Here is a 4783-nt window from a genome sequence, read left to right on the forward strand (position 1 = left end):
ACGGGATGTTGACGGACTTAGCCCGCCTGCTGACGCAGGAGTAATCCGGGCACCTGAGCGGGAGTTTCATCAGGGTAAAAATGGAGTCAATAAATCCCTGTGCGGCGCGCAGCGTGAGGCGAAAAACGCGTTTGAGCATCAGTATCTACCATGCTGACCTGCTGCCAGAGCGGGGCGTGGTGCTCCGGCACAGTCTGCCAGCCAGACGATGCTGAACAGAGTCGATGTGAGGCCACCTGCTACTCATTACTGTAGATCCGCAGTTCGTCATCCAGCGATATACGTATCGAGACGGGTTGCCCGCACAGTGTCTCGGGAACACTGTAACGATTGCCGCCAACCTCGATATAGCTGTCCCAGGACACATGGCGGATGTCGAAGTAGCTGGTATCGAAGTCCGTATCCGGCAACGGCTGCAGATGCTCCTGTTCCAGCGCGAAGCGCTGTTCCGGTGTTTGTCTGAACTGGCGAAGCTCGCGTTTATCAGCAACATCCGCCATCCATTGCTCCAGCTGTTGGTTAACATGGGTGAAGCTGTCGAACCTGCGGTACCGGACGAAGAAGTTATCCTTAAGATATTTCACCATCCGCTCCACCTTACCTTTGGTTGTGGCCCTGCGCGGGCGTTAGGCCCGTGACAGGAAGTCATAGTGATCGGCCAGCAAGAGGAACCCGGAGTTGAACACCACTTTTCCGTTGTTATTTTTCAGCACTACTGCCTTCTGGTTATCAGCCAGCACAGTTTTCACACTGCCACCGAAGTAGCGGAAGGCACGGACCAGCGACTCATAGGTGTGTTCAGCATCCTGTTTTGGCGCGGCGAAGACATGGAAGCGTCGGGAGAACCCCAGCGTATTAATCGCGAAGTTAACCTTACACCGTTGCCCGGCAACCTCTAGCTCGACTTCGCCCCAGTCGTGCTGGAGCTGATATCTCGGCTGGGTTTCGAAGCGAACAGTTCTTTTTGATGGTCGCATTTTACGTTTTGGCTGGATGTAGTAACGCAGCATGGAACGCCCGCCGGTATAGCCCATTGCCTTAATTTCCGCGAGGATGACCTCGCTATTCCAGACATTCTCTGCCAGGCGCATGTCGATATAGTCCATAAACGGTTTCAGCTTAACCATTTTGTGGCGAGTCTTTCTGGCTGGCGGCTCAGGGTATTTGAGGTAGCGTCTGACAGTTCGTTCAGAGCAACCCACCTGAGTCGCAATATCGACAATATACGCACCCTGCTGGCGCATTTGCTTTATCATGTAAAAGCCCTCTCTGCTCAGCATGTTGATGTCCTTTCTGGTGTGAGAGCCTCAAGGAAACAACATGTTGGGTGGAGCGGACAATACTAATGGTGAATTACCGTCTTATATCACTGGCGCTAACAATGCTGCCGGGATTTACTGCCGACAACGCTCCATTTGCTCATCGAGTTCGCAAATAAGTGCTAGGTCAGCATGAGCAACCGGAAATCGCTGCGCGATTTTTTTAAAGTATGAATGACGGTGTTAACGTCGATTTTCAGCGCCCTTACTATATCGCGAACACCGCCACTCGGTTTTATATAATATCATCTTACTATCAACTGCAATGCCAGTTAGGTTGTAAAAGAGATCACTTTTAAAAAAAACTTTATATTATCAATTAACCTTCGCCTTTTTTTTCTGCAAGAGCCAGTGGGCAATTTATATCTTTTTCTTCTATCGACTTCAAATGCAATTGACACGTAAATAATTAACAACGCGATGATTATCATAAGCATATTAAACAACTCCCTTTGCAACAAAAAACATACATTAATACAACTAACTGACTAAACCACATATAGTAACCTTTGTTATAATTCAACATTAAAACAAAAAACGAGTAAAATAGAACAATGCACTGTAATTACATTAATAAAAAAATAATAAACCAATAAAAACATATTCAAATAAAAATTTGGATATAAATTTCGATAAAAAACAAACACAACATTCACCCAATCAATATAATGAACTTTTAATATTTGTATTTATGATATTTCATGGCTGCACCGTAGGAAAAAGCAAGCAGCGGTAATTATTCCCCAATGAAATGCTAGCAAATAGAATTGTTCTGCGGGGCTTTGTCGAATAAATCGAACGTAGCGCCCCTGCGGGGCGAGCACGGTAGCGTTGCTGCCTCAACCGTCTTTAAGACCCAGCCTCACATCAACGTCGGGGCAGGCTGATCGTGTCCAGCCCCTCGCGATCTCGCCCCGCACTGATACCCGCATAAATTAGCACGCCTGCGACGTGAGCACGCTGACGCAGAGGCCCTTTTCCCATTACCTGCCACCCTCTATACTCTGCACCATGTACATTCCGCGACCCACAAAGCTGCTGTTCCTGCATGACGACGGCTGGAGCCGGTACCTCGACAAACATGGCGACACCCTCAGCGACTGGACCAAACTCGCCGTCGAGCGCATGCTCGCCTGCGGCACCTGCCTCATGGGTGTTCGCCGTTATTGCTGTGCCTCGCCGAACTGCACACACTCGCGCTTCTTCTGCCAGAGCTGCAAGTCCAAGGCCTGCAGCAGTTGCGGCTTCAAGGCCACCGAGCAGTGGATTGCCGAGCAGCAGCACATCCTGCCCGACTGCGACTGGCAACACATCACGTTTACCATGCCCCACCTGCTGTGGCCGTTTTTCAACAACAACTGGCCCCTGCTCAACGACCTGTTTCGCTGTGCCACCCGTGCCATGCTCAGCTGGGTCCGCCGGCAGGGTATCGAGGTCGGCATCTTTTGTGCACTCCACACCTATGGCCGGCAGCTCAATCAGCACCCGCATATCCACGTCTCCGTCACCCGTGGCGGCCTCGACGTCAAACACAACACCTGGCGACAGCTTTTCTTTAAAAAGAAAGACGTAGAACAAATCTGGCGTAACGCCGTCATTTACCTGCTACGTGACAACTATACGCACATCAACCCCGGTGACCTGCCGGGCCTCGGCCATATCCTTAATGAGGACCGGTGGCGCCGCTACCTGCATGCCCAGTATCGCCGCGCCTGGAAAATCCACTTCGCCAAAAAGACCCGGGGTGCCTGGCGCAGCGTGAAATACCTCGGCCGTTACCTGAAACGACCACCGGTGGCAGCCTCGCAGTTGCGCCATTACCGCGGTGGCTCGATCGTTCATCAGTACTACGACCACAACACGCAGCAACACAAACGCCAGAAGCTAACCCAGGAAGAGATGCTACAACGCTATATCAGCCATATTCCGGCGCGGCATTTTAAAATGGTGCGGTACTACGGCTTTTTGGCCAACCGCAAACGGGGCCAACTGTTGCCGAAGGTCTACGAAGCGCTGTCGATGACGGTACGGGATAAGCCCAGACGCCCCGGGTTCGCGGTGTTGATGAAAGGCTTCCTGGGCACAGACCCGTACCAATGCATCCTGTGCGGCGATCGGCTGCGATTTTCCAGTGCAGAGGCGGGCAGGCATGCGACGGAATTACTGTCAGACAGGTTACATCTGATGGCAAAAAAACGATGGCTTCAGACCCCGGCTCTGGATAAGTGCGCCTGAAAAATGGTTTTTAGATTAAAAACACAGCAAAACCGGCGTTTTTACGTATAACTCATCGCGATGCTGCACCATCAGGGGGATACGGCGCGCTACGTTCATGGCTAGGCGCTCTCAAAAGAAACGATCCAAACTCCTAACCATGAACAACTGGATGCTGTTCGGGTGACGGTTTCATTAATTACGATGCTGGGTTACATTGTAAATATCATCGTTTTCGCGCTTACCAACGCCGATAACAGTGACAGTTACAATATCATCTTCAACCCGGTAAACCAGTCGGTAACCGGCTCCGCGAAGCTTGATTTTATACTGGTCCTTACGTCCATGTAGTTGTGACGCCGGAACCCGTGGATTTTCCAGACGCTCCCTGAGCTTCTTTTTGAATTGTTCCTGCAGGGTATGCCCCAGCTTCTTCCACTCCTTCAAAGCTGACTCATTAAAGGCAAGTTTATAAGTCATCTATATTGACCTCAATGACTGCCTCACCACCTCGCTCATCAACAATACGCCCCAGTTCTTCATCTTCCAGAAGCTCCATAAATTGTGCATAAAGTGCTGGCGGCACACAATAAAATGCGGGTTCATTACGATTTAGGATCGCTACCGGAGCTCCATCCCCTGCGTGGAAAGTTCCCATAGGGTCGCGCTTAAGTTCAGTAATGCTGGCGGCCGTAGTGGTCAAAACCTGAAATGCCATAATATTATCTCCTCTGTAAGAGTTTAAATTATAGGTCATTTAAAAGCATCTTTAAAGACGCTTTGAAAAACTAGTGTCAGCGACATTTTATGCTCTCTGAAATCGAAAGTTTTGGGTTCAATGCGCGTTAGCGCATGAAGGCGACAAACATGGCCATAAAGAACTCAGATGATAAGAGTCGCCGGTCGCGCGGCGCAGCCGCCCAGTTCTGATAGGTTTCACCTATCCCATCCCTCGCCCTTGTATGTAATAAGCATGTGGTGGTTAGCTACCATCACATGAAGTGGAGTGAGCTTGTCCTCGCCCTTAATGGTGAAAATCTTGATTAGCAGCTAAGGCCCTCCACTTCACCTTTCACGCCAGCATTAACATTGAACGGTTGCCAAGAGCGATGACTCTGCATGTAGAACGTAGCGCCCCTTCGGGGCGAGCACGGCAGCGTTGCTGCCTCAACCGTCTTTAAGCCCCCTACCTCACATCAACGTCGGTGCCGCCTGATCGCCCCCGCGCTGATATCCGCATAAATTAGCAC

General features: G+C 50.4%; 3 protein-coding genes and 3 pseudogenes. 1 reads left to right on the forward strand and 5 read right to left on the reverse strand.

What is annotated here, in order from left to right; all coding sequences use genetic code 11:
• The 3 pseudogenes from ACMV5I_RS29075 to ACMV5I_RS29085 form a co-directional block, all read right to left on the reverse strand.
• Nucleotides 1-145 (reverse strand): annotated as a pseudogene (locus tag ACMV5I_RS29075) (transposase); the annotation flags it as partial.
• Nucleotides 87-1280, reverse strand: a pseudogene (gene istA, locus ACMV5I_RS29080) (IS21 family transposase). The pseudogenes istA and ACMV5I_RS29075, both read right to left, overlap by 59 nt.
• A 101-nt stretch (nt 1281-1381) precedes the next feature.
• A pseudogene (locus ACMV5I_RS29085) lies at nt 1382-1543 on the reverse strand (IS1 family transposase); the annotation flags it as partial.
• Nucleotides 1544-2330: 787 nt separating this feature from the next.
• Here ACMV5I_RS29085 and ACMV5I_RS29090 point away from each other — a divergent pair.
• Entirely contained in the window at nt 2331-3554 is a 1224-nt protein-coding gene (locus tag ACMV5I_RS29090; protein WP_414825928.1) for an IS91 family transposase, read from the forward strand.
• 174 nt (nt 3555-3728) lie between these two features.
• Here the strand turns inward: ACMV5I_RS29090 and ACMV5I_RS29095 are convergent, their stop codons facing one another.
• Together ACMV5I_RS29095 and ACMV5I_RS29100 are read right to left on the reverse strand one after the other, a co-directional pair.
• The gene (locus ACMV5I_RS29095; RefSeq protein WP_186486689.1) at nt 3729-4013 is read right to left on the reverse strand and encodes a type II toxin-antitoxin system RelE family toxin; all 285 of its coding nucleotides are present in this window, start codon (nt 4011-4013) and stop codon (nt 3729-3731) included.
• Nucleotides 4003-4251, reverse strand: coding sequence for a type II toxin-antitoxin system Phd/YefM family antitoxin (locus ACMV5I_RS29100; protein ID WP_414825929.1), 249 nt, complete (start codon nt 4249-4251; stop codon nt 4003-4005). The genes ACMV5I_RS29095 and ACMV5I_RS29100 overlap by 11 nt, the downstream gene beginning before the upstream one ends.
• Between the last annotated feature and the right edge of the window lie 532 nt (nt 4252-4783).

It is taken from the genome of Serratia sp. T13T92, from assembly GCF_047530105.1.
GTDB classification, from domain to species: domain Bacteria; phylum Pseudomonadota; class Gammaproteobacteria; order Enterobacterales; family Enterobacteriaceae; genus Chania; species Chania fonticola.

What these genes read in the sequence shown, in the direction of transcription:
- ACMV5I_RS29100 (WP_414825929.1), bottom strand. Translation starts at nt 4,251, where the DNA reads ATGGCATTTCAGGTTTTGACCACTACGGCCGCCAGCATTACTGAACTT.
- ACMV5I_RS29090 (WP_414825928.1), top strand. Translation starts at nt 2,331, where the DNA reads ATGTACATTCCGCGACCCACAAAGCTGCTGTTCCTGCATGACGACGGC.
- ACMV5I_RS29095 (WP_186486689.1), bottom strand. Translation starts at nt 4,013, where the DNA reads ATGACTTATAAACTTGCCTTTAATGAGTCAGCTTTGAAGGAGTGGAAG.